19 protein-coding genes are annotated in these 15,915 nt (G+C 58.7%); 9 read left to right on the forward strand and 10 right to left on the reverse strand.

The features are described from left to right. Positions 1-929: 929 nt before the first annotated feature. From hisC to AO240_RS13915, 10 genes are all read right to left on the reverse strand, one after another. Positions 930-1,982 (reverse strand): histidinol-phosphate transaminase, encoded by a 1,053-nt coding sequence (gene hisC, locus AO240_RS13870; RefSeq protein WP_099236967.1) that lies wholly within the window; start codon positions 1,980-1,982, stop codon positions 930-932. Position 1,983: 1 nt separating this feature from the next. After that, positions 1,984-3,306, reverse strand: coding sequence for a histidinol dehydrogenase (hisD, locus tag AO240_RS13875; protein WP_058414312.1), 1,323 nt, complete (start codon positions 3,304-3,306; stop codon positions 1,984-1,986). 129 nt (positions 3,307-3,435) lie between these two features. Then, positions 3,436-4,071 (reverse strand): ATP phosphoribosyltransferase, encoded by a 636-nt coding sequence (gene hisG / locus AO240_RS13880; RefSeq protein WP_027604802.1) that lies wholly within the window; start codon positions 4,069-4,071, stop codon positions 3,436-3,438. A gap of 91 nt (positions 4,072-4,162) precedes the next feature. Continuing rightward, on the reverse strand, positions 4,163-5,428 hold the full coding sequence (murA, locus tag AO240_RS13885; RefSeq protein ID WP_058414313.1) for a UDP-N-acetylglucosamine 1-carboxyvinyltransferase: 1,266 nt from the start codon (positions 5,426-5,428) through the stop codon (positions 4,163-4,165). Between the two features lie 23 nt (positions 5,429-5,451). Next, on the reverse strand, positions 5,452-5,706 hold the full coding sequence (locus AO240_RS13890) for a BolA family protein (RefSeq protein WP_099236968.1): 255 nt from the start codon (positions 5,704-5,706) through the stop codon (positions 5,452-5,454). A gap of 114 nt (positions 5,707-5,820) precedes the next feature. Continuing rightward, positions 5,821-6,126, reverse strand: coding sequence for a lipid asymmetry maintenance protein MlaB (locus tag AO240_RS13895; RefSeq protein ID WP_099236969.1), 306 nt, complete (start codon positions 6,124-6,126; stop codon positions 5,821-5,823). Then, complete coding sequence (locus AO240_RS13900; protein WP_058414316.1) at positions 6,123-6,773, reverse strand: phospholipid-binding protein MlaC; 651 nt, start codon at positions 6,771-6,773, stop codon at positions 6,123-6,125. Before AO240_RS13900 ends, AO240_RS13895 begins: the two co-directional genes overlap by 4 nt. 11 nt (positions 6,774-6,784) lie before the next feature. Continuing rightward, entirely contained in the window at positions 6,785-7,252 is a 468-nt protein-coding gene (gene mlaD, locus AO240_RS13905) for an outer membrane lipid asymmetry maintenance protein MlaD (protein ID WP_058414317.1), read from the reverse strand. Further along, complete coding sequence (gene mlaE / locus AO240_RS13910) at positions 7,252-8,049, reverse strand: lipid asymmetry maintenance ABC transporter permease subunit MlaE (RefSeq protein ID WP_099236970.1); 798 nt, start codon at positions 8,047-8,049, stop codon at positions 7,252-7,254. The genes mlaD and mlaE overlap by 1 nt, the downstream gene beginning before the upstream one ends. After that, positions 8,049-8,858 carry an ATP-binding cassette domain-containing protein gene (locus tag AO240_RS13915; RefSeq protein ID WP_058414319.1) on the reverse strand — a complete coding sequence of 270 codons (810 nt, stop codon included), beginning with the start codon at positions 8,856-8,858 and terminating at the stop codon, positions 8,049-8,051. Before AO240_RS13915 ends, mlaE begins: the two co-directional genes overlap by 1 nt. A gap of 296 nt (positions 8,859-9,154) precedes the next feature. On the opposite strand from AO240_RS13915, the gene AO240_RS13920 reads away from it, so the two are divergent. From AO240_RS13920 to rapZ, 9 genes are all read left to right on the forward strand, one after another. Continuing rightward, positions 9,155-10,129 carry a KpsF/GutQ family sugar-phosphate isomerase gene (locus AO240_RS13920; RefSeq protein ID WP_099236971.1) on the forward strand — a complete coding sequence of 325 codons (975 nt, stop codon included), beginning with the start codon at positions 9,155-9,157 and terminating at the stop codon, positions 10,127-10,129. Continuing rightward, a complete protein-coding gene (locus AO240_RS13925; RefSeq protein ID WP_058414321.1) occupies positions 10,130-10,654 on the forward strand; it encodes an HAD family hydrolase in 525 nt (174 codons plus the stop codon). A gap of 8 nt (positions 10,655-10,662) precedes the next feature. After that, entirely contained in the window at positions 10,663-11,235 is a 573-nt protein-coding gene (gene lptC, locus AO240_RS13930; RefSeq protein ID WP_099236972.1) for an LPS export ABC transporter periplasmic protein LptC, read from the forward strand. After that, the gene (gene lptA / locus AO240_RS13935) at positions 11,222-11,794 is read left to right on the forward strand and encodes a lipopolysaccharide transport periplasmic protein LptA (RefSeq protein WP_058414323.1); all 573 of its coding nucleotides are present in this window, start codon (positions 11,222-11,224) and stop codon (positions 11,792-11,794) included. The genes lptC and lptA overlap by 14 nt, the downstream gene beginning before the upstream one ends. After that, a complete protein-coding gene (lptB, locus tag AO240_RS13940; RefSeq protein ID WP_004372092.1) occupies positions 11,794-12,519 on the forward strand; it encodes an LPS export ABC transporter ATP-binding protein in 726 nt (241 codons plus the stop codon). The genes lptA and lptB overlap by 1 nt, the downstream gene beginning before the upstream one ends. 184 nt (positions 12,520-12,703) lie before the next feature. Then, positions 12,704-14,197, forward strand: a complete 1,494-nt coding sequence (locus tag AO240_RS13945) for an RNA polymerase factor sigma-54 (RefSeq protein ID WP_099236973.1) — start codon at positions 12,704-12,706, stop codon at positions 14,195-14,197. Positions 14,198-14,272: 75 nt separating this feature from the next. Next, positions 14,273-14,578 carry a ribosome hibernation-promoting factor, HPF/YfiA family gene (gene hpf, locus AO240_RS13950; RefSeq protein ID WP_058414325.1) on the forward strand — a complete coding sequence of 102 codons (306 nt, stop codon included), beginning with the start codon at positions 14,273-14,275 and terminating at the stop codon, positions 14,576-14,578. Positions 14,579-14,588: 10 nt separating this feature from the next. Continuing rightward, positions 14,589-15,053: a PTS IIA-like nitrogen regulatory protein PtsN gene (gene ptsN / locus AO240_RS13955; protein ID WP_058414326.1), complete on the forward strand. Its 465-nt coding sequence runs from the start codon at positions 14,589-14,591 to the stop codon at positions 15,051-15,053. 2 nt (positions 15,054-15,055) lie between these two features. Further along, complete coding sequence (rapZ, locus tag AO240_RS13960; RefSeq protein ID WP_058414327.1) at positions 15,056-15,913, forward strand: RNase adapter RapZ; 858 nt, start codon at positions 15,056-15,058, stop codon at positions 15,911-15,913. Positions 15,914-15,915 lie beyond the last annotated feature (2 nt).

A 15,915-nucleotide genomic window follows, 5' to 3' on the forward strand; every position in this document is an offset into this window, starting at 1 on the left:
GGGCGTCCCTGCCCCGTCGCGGCGGCCCGCTCCGTAATATCTGCGTTCGGCCATCGTGGTTTAACGGGGCGCTTCTCAGATCAAGATCACAATCAAAAGCAGGCGGCCTGAAAGCCGACCCAGTCTCCCACGCAGAATGCGGTCAAATGTTGGAGATTCCATGGCTGAAAAAGCGGGACGCAGAGCGTCCGCAGCGGCATTACCACGCAGAGCGTGGGAACGATCATCTAAGCAGGCGGCCCGAAAGCCGACCCCAGATATGGACCGTCACTTTTGAAAGCTCCCGATGGCGGTGTGTCAGATAAATATTTTTCAACTGACACACTGCAATCGGGAGCAAGCCCCCTCCCACAAAAAGCAAAAAAAAGCAGATCTACTGTGTATGCAAAATCCGCCTTTGACCTGCTTCTGATCTGCTTCAACCACTCAGGTCGGCTTTCAGGCCGCCGTGCTCTTGCTTTTGATCTTGATCTTGNAAAAGCAGATCTACTGTGTATGCAAAATCCGCCTTTGACCTGCTTCTGATCTGCTTCAACCACTCAGGTCGGCTTTCAGGCCGCCGTGCTCTTGCTTTTGATCTTGATCTTGATCTGAGAAGCGCCCCGTTAAACCACGATGGCCGCCCGCAGGCTTGAATCCGTGGGTAACCCGGCAGGACGCCGGGTTAGCCGCGCTGGGCCAAGGATGGCCCATCGCGGCGGCTCACGGATTCAAGCCTGTGTGCGGGCATGCCGAGCCTAAGCGAGGCACCGAGTGGTGGGGCGAGAGCGTTTTGGTTACTTTTGCGCTCTATCAAAAGTGACTCGCTGTAAGAGCGAAACCCATACAAGCCATCACCCAAATACCGGATATGCACGAAAACCCAAAGAACACATCGAACCCGCTTGCTGCGCGAAAGCGCTACATCAAACATGCAGCTTCAGTGTGGCTTAGAGCTCGCCCAAGCCATCAATCAGCGCTTGGTTCTGCTCCGGCGTGCCGATGCTGATGCGCAGGAACTGCGCAATCCGCGCCTGCTTGAAGTGCCGCACGATCACACCTTGCTCGCGCAGCTTTGCCGCAAGGCCGGCCGCGTCGTGTTGCGGGTGGCGCGCGAAGATGAAGTTGGCCGCTGACGGCAACACCTCAAAACCTTTGGCTTCAAGTTGGGCAACCACCTGGTTACGGCTATCAATCACCTGCTGGCAGGTTTTCTCGAAGTACTCACGGTCCTCAAACGCCGCCGCCGCGCCAACAATCGCCAGGCGATCCAGCGGGTAGGAGTTGAAGCTGTTCTTGACCCGCTCCAGCGCTTCGATCAGGTCCGGGTGGCCCACGGCCAGGCCCACGCGCAAACCGGCCAGGGAGCGCGATTTGGACAGGGTTTGAGTCACCAGCAGGTTCGGGTAGCGGTCCACCAGGCTAATGGCGGTTTCGCCGCCGAAGTCTATGTAGGCTTCATCGACCACCACCACCGAATCCGGGCTGGCCTTGAGGATCTGCTCCACTGCGTCCAATGCCAGCACGCAGCCGGTCGGCGCGTTAGGGTTGGGGAAGATGATCCCGCCGTTGGGCCTGGCGTAGTCCGCCGCACGAATCTGGAACTGCTCATCCAGCGGCACAGGGTCAGACGTGATGCCGTAGAGGCCGCAGTAAACCGGATAGAAACTGTAGCTGATGTCCGGGAACAGCAGCGGCAAGTCGTGTTGGAACAGGCCGTGGAAGATGTGCGCCAAGACTTCATCGGAACCGTTGCCGAGGAACACCTTGCCCGCGTCGATCGCGTAATACTTGGCCACCGCCTGCTTGAGCAGGTCGCTGTTGGGGTCCGGGTACAGGCGCAAGTTGTCATTCAACTCGGCCTGCATCGCGGCCAACGCCTTGAGCGATGGGCCGTACGGGTTTTCGTTGGTGTTGAGCTTGACCAGCTTGGCCAGCTTGGGTTGCTCGCCGGGCACGTAAGGCACGAGGTCCTTGACGAAGGGGCTCCAGAATTTGCTCATTTCAATTACCTTTTTCGTCGAGGATGCGGTACTCAGCGCTACGTGCGTGGGCGCTCAAGGATTCACCACGGGCCAGCACCGAGGCGGTCTTGCCCAGCTCGGAAGCACCCTGTGGCGAGCAAAAGATGATCGAAGAACGCTTCTGGAAGTCATACACCCCAAGCGGCGACGAGAAGCGCGCGGTGCCGGAGGTCGGCAGCACGTGGTTCGGCCCGGCGCAGTAATCGCCCAGCGCTTCGCTGGTGTGGCGGCCCATGAAGATCGCGCCTGCGTGACGAATCGACGGCAGCCAGGTTTGCGGGTCCGCGACCGACAATTCCAGGTGTTCCGGGGCAATACGGTTGGCCACTTCGATGGCCTGGTGCATATCGCGCACCAGAATCAGCGCGCCACGGCCATTGATCGACTTTTCGATGATCTCGGCACGCTCCATGGTTGGCAGCAGCTTATCGATGCTGGCGGCGACCTTGTCGAGGAACTCGGCATCCGGGCTGACCAGAATCGCCTGCGCGTCTTCGTCGTGCTCGGCCTGGGAGAACAGGTCCATGGCGATCCAGTCCGGGTCGGTCTGGCCGTCACACACCACGAGGATTTCCGAAGGCCCGGCGATCATGTCGATACCGACCTGGCCAAACACATGGCGCTTGGCGGTGGCGACGTAGATGTTGCCGGGGCCGACCACTTTGTCGACCTTCGGCACGCTTTCGGTGCCGTAGGCCAGGGCCGCAACCGCTTGGGCGCCGCCGATGGTGAACACGCGGTCAACACCTGCGATGCACGCCGCCGCCAGCACCAGTTCGTTGATTTCACCGCGCGGGGTCGGCACCACCATGACCACTTCGGTCACGCCCGCGACTTTGGCCGGTATCGCGTTCATCAGCACCGACGACGGGTAAGACGCTTTGCCACCCGGCACGTAAAGGCCGGCGCGGTCCAGCGGCGTGACCTTTTGGCCGAGCACAGTGCCGTCGGCCTCGGTGTAGCTCCACGAGTCCTGCTTTTGCTTTTCGTGGTAGCTGCGCACGCGTGTTGCCGCGACTTCCAAGGCTTCGCGCTGCGGCGCGGTGATGCGCGTCAGGGCAAGCTCCAGGCGCTCGCGCGGCAGGATCAGGTCCGACATCGACGCCACGTCGAGGCCATCGAACTGGCGGGTGAAGTCCACCAGCGCCGCGTCACCGCGCTCGCGCACGGCCTTGATGATGTCGAGTACTCGCTGGTTGACCGAGTCGTCGGACACGCTTTCCCAGCTCAGCAGATGATCCAGATGCTTGGCGAAATCCGGGTCGGCAGCGTTGAGTCGGGCAATTGCAGTGGACGTGGTCATAGCGAGGGCCTCATAGGATTGGCAAAAAATGCTCAGGCGCCGAACGTTAGCAGCCGATCCGCTTGGGCACCTGAGAATTCTGGCTATGAGGCGGATAGACGGGCGCAGCCTTTCAGCTACGCGGGTGAGTCAGCCGCGGTGTCGAGACTCCACTGCCTGGCGCAGGGTGTCGATCAATGCCTGGATACGCGCGTGTTGCATCTTCATTGAAGCTTTGTTGACGATCAGGCGGGAGCTGATGTCAGCAATAAAATCTTGAGGTTCGAGACCGTTGGCACGCAGCGTGTTACCGGTGTCGACCACGTCGATGATCTTGTCCGCCAAGCCAATCAGTGGCGCCAGCTCCATCGAGCCGTAGAGCTTGATGATGTCTACCTGACGGCCTTGTTCGGCGTAGTAGCGCTTGGCGACGTTGACGAACTTGGTTGCCACGCGCAGACGGCCTTTGGGCTCGACGTCACCGACACGGCCGGCGGTCATCAGCTTGCACAGGGCGATACGCAGGTCGAGGGGCTCATACAGACCCTGGCCACCGTATTCCATCAGCACGTCTTTGCCGGCGACGCCGAGGTCGGCCGCGCCATGTTCAACGTAAGTCGGCACGTCGGTAGCCCGTACGATCAGCAGGCGAACGTCGTCCTGGGTCGTGGGGATGATCAGCTTGCGGCTTTTGTCCGGATTCTCGGTCGGCACGATGCCCGCTTCAGCCAGAAGCGGCAAAGTGTCGTCAAGGATGCGGCCCTTGGACAGTGCGATGGTCAACATGGAAAACGTCAGTCCTTCAACAGGCTATTACTGTCCTGTGGCGAGCGGGTTTGCCCGCTCGCCACGGTAGTGGTGTTCGCAGCGCCTGGGACTAGCCCGGTACGCGACGGATTTTGGCGCCGAGCATCTGCAGTTTTTCTTCGATGCATTCGTAACCACGGTCGATGTGGTAAATGCGGTCGATCAGCGTGTCACCGTCAGCGCACAGCGCCGAAATGACCAGGCTGGCCGAGGCACGCAGGTCGGTAGCCATGACTGGCGCGCCCTTGAGCTTGTCGATACCGGTGACGATGGCGGTGTTGCCTTCGACCTGGATCTTGGCGCCCATGCGGTGCAGTTCGTACACGTGCATGAAGCGGTTTTCGAAGATGGTCTCGATCACGGCACCGGTGCCTTCAGCAATGGCGTTCAAGGAAATGAACTGCGCCTGCATGTCGGTCGGGAACGCCGGGTACGGAGCGGTACGCACATTAACGGCTTTTGGCCGCTTGCCGTGCATGTTCAGCTCGATCCAATCATCCCCGGTGGTGATTTCAGCACCGGCTTCCTTGAGCTTTTCCAACACCGCTTCAAGGATGGTCGGATCAGTGTCCTTGACCTTGACGCGGCCACCGGTAACGGCAGCAGCCACCAGGTAGGTGCCGGTCTCGATACGGTCCGGCATCACTTTGTAGGTGGCCGAGTGCAGGCGTTTGACACCTTCAATGGTGATGGTGTCGGTGCCGGCGCCAGTGATGTTGGCACCCATGGCGATCAGGAAGTTAGCCAGGTCGACCACTTCCGGCTCGCGCGCGGCGTTTTGCAATACGCTGCGGCCGTTGGCCAGGGCAGCGGCCATCATGATGTTCTCGGTACCGGTGACGCTGACGGTATCAAAGAAGAAGTTTGCACCACGCAGGCCGCCTTCCGGTGCCTTGGCCTTGATGTAGCCGCCTTCGACGTCGATGGTCGCGCCCATGGCTTCAAGGCCACGGATGTGCAGGTCGACCGGACGCGAACCGATGGCGCAACCGCCAGGCAGAGCGACTTCGGCTTCACCGAAACGGGCAACCATTGGGCCTAGTACCAGGATCGACGCACGCATGGTTTTAACCAACTCGTACGGGGCGATCAGGGTTTTAATCGTGCGCGGGTCGATTTCGACGGACAGCTTCTCGTCGATCACCGGCTCAATGCCCATGCGACCGAACAGCTCGATCATGGTGGTGATGTCGTGCAGGTGCGGCAGGTTGGCCACGGTGACCGGGCCATCGCACAGCAGGGTCGCCGCCAGAATCGGCAGGGCAGAGTTTTTCGCGCCGGAAATGCGAATCTCGCCATCTAGGCGGGCACCGCCGGTAATAATTAATTTATCCATAAGAATCTCGACGCCTTGGGGGCTCAGGTGCGCTCGGCCCAGGCCGCGCGGCTGAAAAATTTCATAGTGACCGCGTGGATGCTGCCATCGGTGATCCACTGGTTCAAATGGGCATAGATCTGCTGTTGACGCTTGACCGGGCTCAGTGCCGCCAGTTCATCGCTAATCACGTTCAGCTGGAAGTTGCAGCCTTCGCCTTCAACCTCGACCTGCACTTGTGAAGAAAGGTTTTCCGGCAGCTTTTCTTCAAGGAAACTCTTAACTTCGTAGGCCTGCATGCTCAACCTCTATCGGCGCCCAGTGCGCGCGGGTCGCACATCATACAAAAAAGCCCCGCGCCTGCGAACCCCGCATAGCAGGACTCTGACGGGGGGCTTTCTTGATAATGGCTATTAAGGGTGTGCCAACAGCTCGGTCAGACCCGAAACCTTGGCTATTTCACGCATGTCTTCGGGCATCGCGCGGATGCTCAGCGGTTTATTGGCCGCTTGCGCATCACGCATGAAGCACAGCAACAACGACAAACCAACGCTGCTGGATTTGGTGACCGCCGAGCAATCTACCACCAGCGCAGGCGCGGTGCTGCTATCGATCAGCGCCTGGACCTGCTTGCGCAGGTCAGGCCCGGTGCGGTAATCCAGCACGCCACTGAGGAACAACTCGCCGGCCTCGCCAAGACGAACAGCCGACTCGGTCATTGCGCAGGCTTCCCGGCAGCTTGTTTGTCGGTTTCTTCTTTGGCTTTGGCGACTTCACCGGCCCAACCATTGATGGTCTTGTCCAGGTCGTTGCCATTGCGCTGCATGGCGTCAGCGAACTGATCACGGAACAGCTTGCCGATGTTGATGCCATTGATGATCACGTTACGCAGCTTCCACTCGCCCTTGACCTTCTCGAGCGTGTATTGCACCGGGTAAACAGCGCCGTTGGTGCCTTTGACGGTCATGTTGACGCTGGTGCGATCACCCGACTCATCACCGGCTGGAGCGACGGTAATACCCTGGTTGTTGTACTCAAGCAAAGCGTTGCCGTAGAACTGGAACAGGCCCTTTTTGAAGTTTTCCTGGAAGGTCTGCATCTGCGCAGGCGTAGCCTTGCGCGAATACTTGACCGTCATGATGCTGCGGGAAATGCCTTCGGCATCGACCACCGGACCCACGATCGTATTCAACGCTTCGTAGAACTTGGTAGGGTCTTGCTTGTACTGCTCTTTGTTGGCCGTCAAGTCAGCCAACATCCTGTTGGTCGTGTCCTGCACCAGATCGTGCGCAGAACCCGCCGCGTTGGCCATCATCGGCAGTGCTGCCAGCAGCACCAGCAGGCCACGTCGCAAGGTAGAGATCATGAACAGATTCCTCATTTGGCGTCTTTATTGACCGTATTGAGCAGGAATTTACCAATCAAGTCTTCAAGCACCAACGACGACTGTGTGTCGTGGATGGTCGAACCATCCTTGAGCAGGTCTGTTTCCCCACCCACGCTGATGCCGATGTACTTTTCGCCCAGCAAACCCGCGGTGAGAATAGATGCAGTGGAGTCGGTCGGCAGGTTATCTACCTTCTTGTCCAATTGCATGGTGACTCGGCCGGTGAAGCTGTCGCGATCCAGATCGATTGCCGTGACCTTGCCGATGGTTACACCGGCCATGGTCACTTTAGCTCTGACAGTCAAACCGGCGATATTGTCGAAGTACGCGTAAAGTTTATAAGTGTCGGCCGTAGGGCTGGCCGAAAGGCCGCTGACCCGCAGGGCCAGCAACAGTAAAGCCAGGATGCCAGCCAGCAAGAAAAGGCCGACACCGATTTCAACAGTGCGGTTTTGCATCAGAAATCTCCAAACATCAAGGCAGTCAAAATGAAGTCAAGGCCCAGTACCGCCAGCGAGGCGTATACAACGGTCTTGGTGGTGGCGCGACTGATCCCTTCGGAAGTGGGCTCACAGTCATAGCCTTGAAATACGGCGATCCAGGTGACGACAAAAGCGAAAACGATGCTTTTTATGATGCCGTTGAGCACGTCGCCGCTGAAGGTCACACTGTTTTGCATGTTGCCCCAGTAAGAGCCGTCATAGACGCCCAACCAGTCAACCGCGACCCAGGAACCGCCCCAAATACCGACCACGCTGAAAATCATCGCCAGCAGCGGCAGGGAAATGAAGCCGGCCCACAGGCGCGGGGCAACGATGTACTTGAGCGGGTCCACGCCGATCATCTCAAGGCTGGACAACTGCTCGGTGGACTTCATGTTGCCGATTTCGGCGGTCAGTGCAGAACCTGCGCGCCCGGCAAACAGCAGCGCGGTCACCACCGGGCCGAGTTCGCGCAACAGCGTCAGCGCAACCATCTGCCCCACCGCCTGCTCCGAACCGTAGCTTGCAAGGATATTGAAGCCCTGCAACGCCAGCACCATGCCGATGAAAATCCCGGAGACCACGATGATCACCAGCGACATCACGCCCACCGAGTGCAGTTGCTTGAGCAACAGGCCGAAACCGCCGCCAATGCCGCCACGGCCGAGCAATGCGTGAAACAGGAAAATCGTCGAACGCCCCAGCACTTCGACAATGTCGATACCGGAGCGACCGAAAAGGCGAACCTTTTCGAGTAAAGATGTTTTGCGCATCAGCGCTTCCCCAGAAGATCTGAGCGGTAGTCCGCTGCCGGAAAATGAAAAGGCACCGGGCCGTCGGGATCGCCGGTCATGAATTGGCGAATACGCGGGTTGTCGGCGTTCATCAGCTCTTCAGGCGTGCCCTGCCCCAGCACTTGGCCGTCGCCGACTACATAAAGGTAGTCAGCGATGCTCGCGGTTTCGGCCAAATCGTGAGAAACCACGATACTGGTGATTCCCAGCGCATCGTTGAGCAGACGGATCAGGCGCACCAAAACGCCCATGGCGATGGGGTCCTGACCTACAAACGGCTCGTCGTACATGAGGATCTGCGGATCGAGGGCAATGGCTCGCGCCAGCGCAACACGGCGCTTCATGCCACCGGACAGTTCGTCGGGCATCAAGTCGACGGCACCGCGAAGCCCCACGGCCTGCAGTTTCAGCAACACAATGTCACGAATCATTTCGTCCGACAGCTGGGTGTGCACCCGCAGTGGGAACGCTACGTTTTCGAACACATCAAGGTCGGTGAACAACGCGCCACTCTGGAACAGCACGCCCATATGCTTGCGCGCATCGAACAGATCGCTGCGCGAAAGCTTCGGCAGGTTCTGGCCGTTGACCCACACTTCGCCGGCGCTGGGCCGCAGTTGCATGCCCATCAGGCGCAACAGGGTGGTCTTACCGCAACCGGAAGGCCCCATTATGCCCGTGACCTTGCCGCGGGGAATGCGAATATCGACGTTATTGAAGATGCTGCGCGTCCCGCGCTTGAAGGTAAGGCCCTTCAGCTCGACCGCGTAGGCGTTATCGGCACTCATCTAATCTCCTTGGGATGCAGCCTTTCACTCAGACACCACGGTTGCGACTTTCGTTTGCACGAACGCGTAATATTTAGCTACATGGTGTTGGCGGACCGAACTGGCGGCGAACTATATCACCGCTGACAGGAAGCGCCCAAGGCCGGAACAGCGCTCGTTCAGATTAAGGACAGGCAAAAAACGCTGCCGAGTACGAATCTAGGCACCTGCAGAATAAAGCCTGACGAACTTGCGTGAGGGAATTGATCATTACCGCTATAATCGCCGCCTTTTCGTCAGGCTATACGATTTCAGACATGAGCCAATCCAGCGAGCTTGTTCAATCCGCCCAACGCACTATCCGCCTCGAGCTTGAAGCCGTAGAGGGTTTACTGGCCCATATCGACGCGGATTTCGTAAGCGCGTGCGAGATGATTCTGGCCAGCAAAGGCCGTGTCGTCGTGCTCGGCATGGGTAAATCCGGCCACGTCGGCAACAAGATCGCCGCCACACTGGCAAGCACCGGCACCACGGCTTTTTTTGTGCACCCGGCCGAAGCCAGCCACGGCGACATGGGCATGATCACCAAGGATGACATCATCCTGGCGCTGTCGAACTCCGGCACCACCAACGAAATCGTGACCCTGCTGCCGCTGATCAAACGCCTGGGCATCAAAATGATCAGCGTCACCGGCAACCCGGAGTCCACGCTGGCCAAGGCCGCCGAAGTGAACCTGAACGTGCATGTAGCGCATGAAGCCTGCCCGCTGAACCTGGCGCCAACCTCCTCGACCACGGCTGCGCTGGTCATGGGCGATGCCTTGGCCGTGGCACTGCTGGAAGCTCGCGGCTTTACCGCTGAAGACTTTGCGTTTTCGCACCCTGGCGGCGCCCTGGGCCGTCGCCTGCTGCTAAAAGTTGAAAACGTCATGCATTCGGGTGACGAATTGCCCCACGTGCAGCGTGGCACCTTGCTCAAGGACGCGCTGATGGAAATGACCCGCAAGGGCCTCGGCATGACCGTGATCCTGGAAGCCGACGGGCGCCTGGCCGGGGTGTTCACCGACGGTGACCTTCGCCGCACGCTGGACCGCACTATTGATATTCACACGGCAACCATTGATGCGGTGATGACGCCACACGGCAAGACCGCCCGCCCCGAGATGCTTGCAGCCGAAGCGCTGAAGATCATGGAAGACCACAAGATTGGCGCACTGGTGGTGGTCAATAGCGACGACCGCCCGATCGGCGCCCTGAACACGCACGACTTGCTGCGTGCGGGAGTGATGTAAATGACCAGCGACCTGCTGCAACGCGGTAAAAACATCAAACTGGCGATTTTCGACGTCGACGGCGTGCTGACCGATGGCCGCCTGTACTTTCTCGAAGACGGCAGCGAATTCAAGACGTTTAATACCCTCGACGGCCAAGGCATCAAAATGTTGATGGCGGCCGGCGTGCAAACAGCGATTATCAGTGGTCGAAAAACACCGGTTGTGGAACGCCGCGCACAAAACCTGGGGATTCCTCACCTGTATCAGGGCCGCGAGGATAAACTGGTGGTTCTGGACGAGCTTCTTGGCCAACTCAACCTAAGCTATGAGCAGGTCGCCTACCTGGGTGACGACCTGCCCGACCTGCCGGTGATTCGCCGGGTGGGTCTGGGCATGGCCGTCGCGAATGCTGCGGCGTTTGTTCGTGAACACGCGCATGGCATTACCAGCGCACGAGGCGGTGAAGGTGCAGCCCGCGAGTTCTGCGAGTTGATCCTGCGCGCCCAAGGCAGTCTTGAAGCGGCCCACGCCGCCTACCTATAGAGCGTTTTATGCTGAGCAAAAAGATTCGCAACTTCCTGCTATTCGGAGTCATCGCCGCGCTGTTCCTGGCGGTGGGCTACTGGAATATCAGCCCGGAGCGCTTCCTCGACAAGCCTGTTGCACAGGTGGATGAAGGCGCTATCGACAATTACGCGACCAACGCCTACAGCGTGCAGTTCCTGCCTGACGGCAAGGTGCAGTACGAAATGACCTCGGACAAAGTCGAACATTTGAAGGCCTCCGACGTCACCTTGCTGACCAACCCGGACCTGAACCTTTACCGTGGCACCGAATTTCCATGGCACGTCACCAGCCTGCGCGGTGAGGTCAATTCGGATGGCACGCAGGTGGAGCTGATCGACTCGGTACGCGTTGCGCGCACTGACGACCAGAACCGCGACACCATCATTACCAGCAGTCGCATGACCGTTTTCCCACAACAGCAATATGCGCAGACCGAGCAAGACGTTAGAATCGACGGCGCTGGCGGTGTATCGACTGGCAAGGGAATGAAAGCGTATTTGAAAGAAAGCAGGATACACCTGCTATCGAACGTAAGAGGACAGTATGAGGCTCGTTAAAACTCTCCCTATTTTGCTCAGTCTGGGCGCAGCACTGGGAAGCGTGAGCGCCTGGGCTCTGCCGAACGATAGCGAGCAACCGATCCACATTCAGGCTGACGATGCTCAGCTGGATGACAAACAAGGCGTGGCCACCTACACCGGCGGCGTGATCATCACCCAAGGCTCGATGAAAATCACTGGCAACACAGTGACGCTCACGCGTACCCCGGCAGGCGAGATCGACGTGGTAACGTCGGTGGGCAACCTGGCCTACTTCGAACAGAAGCAGGCCGCTGCAGACCCTGCCCCGATGAAGGGCTACGGCAGGACCATCCAGTATCACGCCCAGCAAAATCGCATCATTCTGATCGATCAAGCGCGTGTCGTGAGCAGCGATGGCAACACCACCGACGGTGAAAAAATCACCTACGACACGGTGAAGCAGATCGCCCAGGCGGGTCGTGCGACCGGCGCGAAAATCGGTACGCCGAAACCGCGCATCGACATGGTTATCCAGCCGAAGCAGAAAGACGCCGCCGCCCCTGCGCCCAAACCCGCTGCGAAGAAGGCCAATTAATGGCAACCCTGAAAGCCCAGCATTTGGCCAAGGCCTATAAAAGCCGCCAGGTCGTGCGCGATGTCAGCCTGTCGATCGACAGCGGCCAGATCGTCGGCCTGCTCGGCCCCAACGGTGCCGGCAAGACTACTTGCTTCTACATGATTGTGGGGCTGGTCCAGGCGGATCAAGGCCGCGTATTGATCGACGACCTGGACGTAAGCCACCAGCCGATGCACGGTCGTGCGCGCGCAGGTATTGGCTATCTGCCCCAGGAAGCGTCGATCTTCCGCAAACTCTCGGTCGCCGATAACATCATGGCGATCCTTGAGACCCGCAAGGAACTCGACCGTGACGGCCGCCGCCAGGAACTGGAAAGCCTGCTGCAGGAGTTCCACATCAACCATATTCGCGACAACCTCGGCATGAGCTTGTCGGGTGGTGAGCGTCGCCGTGTAGAAATCGCCCGTGCATTGGCCACTGCGCCGAAATTTATCCTGCTGGACGAACCGTTTGCCGGCGTCGACCCTATCTCGGTCGGCGACATCAAGCAGATCATCCATCACCTCAAGGCCAAGGGCATCGGTGTACTAATCACCGACCACAACGTGCGTGAGACCCTGGATATTTGTGAAACAGCTTATATCGTCAACGATGGCCAGCTGATTGCCGAAGGCGACTCAGCCACCATCCTGGCCAACGAACTGGTCAAGGAAGTTTACCTGGGCCACGAGTTCCGCCTGTAAGTACGGTGGTGTCCGGCCTTGCGCCTGGGTGCGCGGGAGTCAATAAAAAGCTCGATTTTTTTATTGTTACCGCGCTCTAGGCAAAGCACTGGATATCAGGCATATAATTTGCTTATGTTTGGCGCTCACGCGCCCTGTCGTGGATGGCGCATTGCGCCGGCGAATAAGGTGTTAAGCCCCTGCCATGAAACCATCGCTAGTCCTGAGAATGGGCCAGCAGCTGACGATGACACCGCAGCTGCAACAGGCCATCCGCCTTCTCCAATTGTCGACCCTGGACCTGCAACAGGAAATCCAGGAGGCCCTGGAGTCCAATCCGATGCTCGAACGCCAGGAAGAAGGCGACGACTTCGATAATGCAGACCCGCTGGCCGATAACATCGAGCAAAAACCCAACGCTGATGTGCAGGAACCCTCCTACCAGGAAACCGCCCCTACGGTGGATAACCTTGAGGACGGCGAATGGAATGAACGTATTCCCAACGAACTCCCGGTGGACACCGCGTGGGAAGACGTTTACCAGACCAGCGCCAGCAGCCTGCCGAGCAACGATGATGACGAGTGGGACTTCACCACCCGTACGTCTGTCGGCGAGAGCTTGCAGAGCCATTTGCTCTGGCAACTGAACCTGGCACCGATGTCGGATACCGATCGCCTGATCGCGGTGACGCTGATCGACTGCATCAACAATCAGGGCTACCTGGACGAAAGCCTTGAGGAGATTCTTGAGGCCTTCGACCCGGAACTGGACATTGAGCTGGACGAAATCGAAGCCGTCCTGCACCGCATCCAACAGTTCGAGCCTGCCGGTATCGGCGCGCGCACGCTCAGCGAGTGCTTGTTGCTGCAACTGCGCCAACTGCCCGCCAAAACCGCTTGGCTGACTGAAGCCCAGCGCCTGGTGACCGACTACATCGACCTGCTGGGCAGCCGCGATTACAGCCAACTGATGCGCCGCATGAAGCTCAAGGAAGATGACCTGCGCCAGGTCATCGAGTTGGTACAGAGCCTCAACCCTCGCCCGGGCTCACAGATCGAGTCCAGCGAAGCTGAATATGTGGTTCCCGATGTGATCGTGCGCAAAGACAACGAGCGCTGGCTGGTGGAGCTGAACCAGGAATCGGTGCCACGCCTGCGGGTAAACCCGCAATACGCAGGTTTTGTGCGCCGCGCCGACACCAGCGCCGACAACACTTTCATGCGTAACCAGTTGCAGGAAGCGCGCTGGTTCATCAAGAGCCTGCAAAGCCGCAACGAAACCCTGATGAAAGTGGCTACCCAGATCGTCGAGCACCAGCGCGGCTTCCTGGAATATGGCGACGAGGCGATGAAACCCTTGGTGCTGCACGATATCGCCGAAGCGGTGGGCATGCACGAATCAACGATTTCGCGGGTAACCACGCAAAAATTCATGCATACCCCTCGCGGTATTTATGAGTTGAAATACTTTTTCTCAAGCCACGTCAGCACCTCCGAAGGCGGTGAATGCTCGTCCACGGCGATCCGCGCGATCATCAAAAAACTAGTTGCCGCGGAAAATCAGAAAAAGCCATTGAGTGACAGTAAGATCGCTGGTTTACTGGAGGCACAAGGCATTCAGGTCGCCCGTCGAACCGTCGCCAAATACCGCGAGTCCCTTGGGATCGCGCCTTCCAGCGAGCGTAAACGTTTGATGTGACGGGCGGGCCATAGCGTTCCAGTGGCAGGCATTTCTGCCTGTCGCTTTATGCACTGGCAACGAAGGAGAAGCTGTATGCAAGTCAACATCAGTGGACACCAGCTGGAAGTCACCAAGCCCCTGCGTGAGTACACCGAGAGCAAGCTGAACAAGCTTGCGGGGCATTATGACAAGATCACCAACGTGCAGGTCATCATGGAGGTCGACAAGCTCAAGCAGAAAATCGAGGCCACCCTGCACATACCGAATGCCAAGGTCGTCGCCAATGCGGAACATGACGACATGTACGCGGCGATTGACTCGCTCTACGACAAGCTGGACCGCCAACTCATAAAGCATAAGGAAAAGAATCTGCACCTGATGCAAGGTACAGGTCGTTAACTCTCCCCCCATGATCCGACTTGAAACCATCCTGACCCCCGGCCGTTCCCTCGTGAACGTGCCGGGCGGCAGTAAAAAGAAAGCCCTCGAAGAAATTGCCAAACTGATCAGCCGCGAAGTGCCTGATCTGGATGAGCAAGTTGTTTACGAGTCGCTGATTGCCCGTGAAAAACTCGGATCGACGGGTTTTGGTAACGGCATCGCCATCCCGCACTGCCGCCTGCCAGGCTGTGAATCGCCTGTCAGCGCCCTGCTGCACATGGAAAAACCCATCGATTTCGACGCCATCGACGGTGCCCCGGTCGACCTGCTGTTCGTTCTGCTGGTCCCGCAAGCCGCCACCGATGCACACCTGGAACTGCTCCGGCAGATCGCCAGCATGCTGGACCGCAAGGAAGTCCGCGACAAACTGCGCAGTGCCAGTAGCAACGAGGCGCTCTATCAGGTTGTCCTGGACGAACAAAACGGGCAGTAATCATGCGTTTGATCATCGTCAGTGGCCGTTCCGGCTCGGGTAAAAGTACCGCCCTCAACGTTCTTGAGGACAGCGGCTTCTATTGCATCGACAACTTGCCGGCCGGTCTGCTGCCGGAACTGGCGGAGCGCGCGCTGATTCACACCGAACTGGCGCAACCGTTGGTTGCCGTGTCGATCGACGCGCGTAACCTGCCCAGCCACTTGGTGCGCTTCCCGCAACTGCTTGAGGAAGTGCGCGCCAAGCATATTCACTGCGACGTGCTGTACCTGGATGCCGATGAAGAAACGCTGCTCAAGCGCTTCTCCGAGACTCGCAGGCGGCACCCCCTCAGCAGCGCCAATCGCTCGTTGGCCGAAGCCATTGAGGACGAGACCAACCTGCTCGGGCCGATCATTGACCTCGCCGACCTCAAGATCAACACCACCGGCCTGAACCTCTATCAGTTGCGTGATGCGATCAAGCTGCGGCTGTTGAATCAGCCGGAGCCTGGTACGGCATTTCTGGTTGAGTCGTTTGGGTTCAAGCGCGGCATGCCGGTGGATGCCGACCTGGTGTTTGATGTGCGCTGCCTGCCGAATCCTTACTGGAAGCCCGAGCTGCGTGAACAGTCCGGGCTGGACAAGCCCGTGGCCGATTACCTGGCCGCGCAACCGGATGTCGAAGAGATGTATCAGGACATCTCCAGTTACCTGCTCAAATGGCTGCCGCGCTTTGCCGCGAGTAATCGCGCCTACGTGACCATTGCCATCGGCTGCACCGGCGGCCACCATCGTTCCGTCTACCTGACCGAACGTTTGGGCCAGGTGCTGCAACAAACCCTCAAGAACGTCCAGGTTCGCCACCGCGACCTTAGCTGAAA

Source organism: Pseudomonas sp. ICMP 460 (genome assembly GCF_002723595.1).
Lineage (GTDB): Bacteria > Pseudomonadota > Gammaproteobacteria > Pseudomonadales > Pseudomonadaceae > Aquipseudomonas > Aquipseudomonas kitaguniensis.

Excerpts from the sequence above, each read along its gene's own strand:
- hisC (WP_099236967.1), bottom strand. The coding sequence starts at position 1,982 with ATGAGCAAATTCTGGAGCCCCTTCGTCAAGGACCTCGTGCCTTACGTG.
- hisD (WP_058414312.1), bottom strand. The coding sequence starts at position 3,306 with ATGACCACGTCCACTGCAATTGCCCGACTCAACGCTGCCGACCCGGAT.
- hisG (WP_027604802.1), bottom strand. The coding sequence starts at position 4,071 with ATGTTGACCATCGCACTGTCCAAGGGCCGCATCCTTGACGACACTTTG.
- murA (WP_058414313.1), bottom strand. The coding sequence starts at position 5,428 with ATGGATAAATTAATTATTACCGGCGGTGCCCGCCTAGATGGCGAGATT.
- AO240_RS13890 (WP_099236968.1), bottom strand. The coding sequence starts at position 5,706 with ATGCAGGCCTACGAAGTTAAGAGTTTCCTTGAAGAAAAGCTGCCGGAA.
- AO240_RS13895 (WP_099236969.1), bottom strand. The coding sequence starts at position 6,126 with ATGACCGAGTCGGCTGTTCGTCTTGGCGAGGCCGGCGAGTTGTTCCTC.
- AO240_RS13900 (WP_058414316.1), bottom strand. The coding sequence starts at position 6,773 with ATGATCTCTACCTTGCGACGTGGCCTGCTGGTGCTGCTGGCAGCACTG.
- mlaD (WP_058414317.1), bottom strand. The coding sequence starts at position 7,252 with ATGCAAAACCGCACTGTTGAAATCGGTGTCGGCCTTTTCTTGCTGGCT.
- mlaE (WP_099236970.1), bottom strand. The coding sequence starts at position 8,049 with ATGCGCAAAACATCTTTACTCGAAAAGGTTCGCCTTTTCGGTCGCTCC.
- AO240_RS13915 (WP_058414319.1), bottom strand. The coding sequence starts at position 8,858 with ATGAGTGCCGATAACGCCTACGCGGTCGAGCTGAAGGGCCTTACCTTC.
- AO240_RS13920 (WP_099236971.1), top strand. The coding sequence starts at position 9,155 with ATGAGCCAATCCAGCGAGCTTGTTCAATCCGCCCAACGCACTATCCGC.
- AO240_RS13925 (WP_058414321.1), top strand. The coding sequence starts at position 10,130 with ATGACCAGCGACCTGCTGCAACGCGGTAAAAACATCAAACTGGCGATT.
- lptC (WP_099236972.1), top strand. The coding sequence starts at position 10,663 with ATGCTGAGCAAAAAGATTCGCAACTTCCTGCTATTCGGAGTCATCGCC.
- lptA (WP_058414323.1), top strand. The coding sequence starts at position 11,222 with ATGAGGCTCGTTAAAACTCTCCCTATTTTGCTCAGTCTGGGCGCAGCA.
- lptB (WP_004372092.1), top strand. The coding sequence starts at position 11,794 with ATGGCAACCCTGAAAGCCCAGCATTTGGCCAAGGCCTATAAAAGCCGC.
- AO240_RS13945 (WP_099236973.1), top strand. The coding sequence starts at position 12,704 with ATGAAACCATCGCTAGTCCTGAGAATGGGCCAGCAGCTGACGATGACA.
- hpf (WP_058414325.1), top strand. The coding sequence starts at position 14,273 with ATGCAAGTCAACATCAGTGGACACCAGCTGGAAGTCACCAAGCCCCTG.
- ptsN (WP_058414326.1), top strand. The coding sequence starts at position 14,589 with ATGATCCGACTTGAAACCATCCTGACCCCCGGCCGTTCCCTCGTGAAC.
- rapZ (WP_058414327.1), top strand. The coding sequence starts at position 15,056 with ATGCGTTTGATCATCGTCAGTGGCCGTTCCGGCTCGGGTAAAAGTACC.